This window comes from uncultured Campylobacter sp., assembly GCF_938040115.1.
Lineage (GTDB): Bacteria > Campylobacterota > Campylobacteria > Campylobacterales > Campylobacteraceae > Campylobacter_A.
On the sequence record NZ_CALHXD010000157.1, the window covers coordinates 1 to 1032 of the forward strand.

1 protein-coding gene is annotated in these 1032 nt (G+C 46.8%); it reads left to right on the forward strand.

The window, feature by feature from the left end; all coding sequences use genetic code 11:
• The first annotated feature begins 153 nt into the window (after positions 1-153).
• Positions 154-990 (forward strand): class I SAM-dependent methyltransferase, encoded by an 837-nt coding sequence (locus Q0314_RS05615; protein ID WP_298057408.1) that lies wholly within the window; start codon positions 154-156, stop codon positions 988-990.
• Positions 991-1032 lie beyond the last annotated feature (42 nt).

The following is a 1032-nucleotide window of genomic DNA, read 5'->3' on the forward strand; positions in this document are numbered from 1 at the left end:
GGTAAATGCGCCCGTCTTTTGCGCTAAATTTAGCCCGCTAAATTTACGCCGTCTTTCGCCGCTATTTTTAAATTTACGCCGCCGCGTAAAATGAAAGCGCGGATTTCTCCTTTTTGAGTTATAATTGCGATAGATTATCATAAAGGAGAAGCTATGCAAGCAAAAAAGATCAAATTTAACGACGCGATTTCAGAGACGCTGTTTATAAATTTGTATTTCCGCGCGCTGGATAACGACGAGCCAGAACCGATCCTAGGCGATCCCTTTTCGCGCCCGGTTATGCAGCGCATAGATTATGATTTCGCTAAATTTAAAGGCGGCAAATTTAGCAAAACCGGCACCGTGATTAGAGCGCGGTTTTACGACGACGAGATTTTAGATTTCGCTCGCAAAAACGCGGGCGAAAAGCTAGTCGTAGTCCAAGTCGGAGCTGGGCTTGATACGCGTCCGCTAAGGCTTGAAAAGCAGCTACCAGGCGCCTTGTTTTACGACCTTGATTTACCCGACGTCATAGACCTGCGGGGCGAGCTAGTGCCAAAATCCGCGCTAAATTTTAGCCTCAAAGCCTCGATGTTTGAGACCGCGTGGATGGACGAACTGCGCGCGCGGCACGAGGGAGCGAAGTTTATCTTCGTGCTAGAAGGCGTGGCGATGTATTTTAGCGAGCCTGAGATTTCGGCGTTTATGCGAAATTTAGCGCAGAGATTTAGCGGCGTAGTTATGCTTGATTTGCTCAGTCGCTTCGCCGCTAGCATAGAGCCTAAAAAGCACGACGTACTGCGCTATATCGCAAATCCGCCTAAATTTAAACTCGGCATCGACGACGAGAGGTCGCTTGAAGCTTGGGACGAGCGCATTAAGCTTTTAAAAACGGGCGTGATGATGGACATAAGGCCCGAGAAATGGTGCCTCGCAGCGAAAATTTTCCGTATTTTTAGCAAGATCAAAAACTCGTGCAAGATGTGCGTCTACGAGCTAAATTTAAGCTAAATTTTACGGTCAAAATTTTAAGCCCCTCTATGTTTTATAATT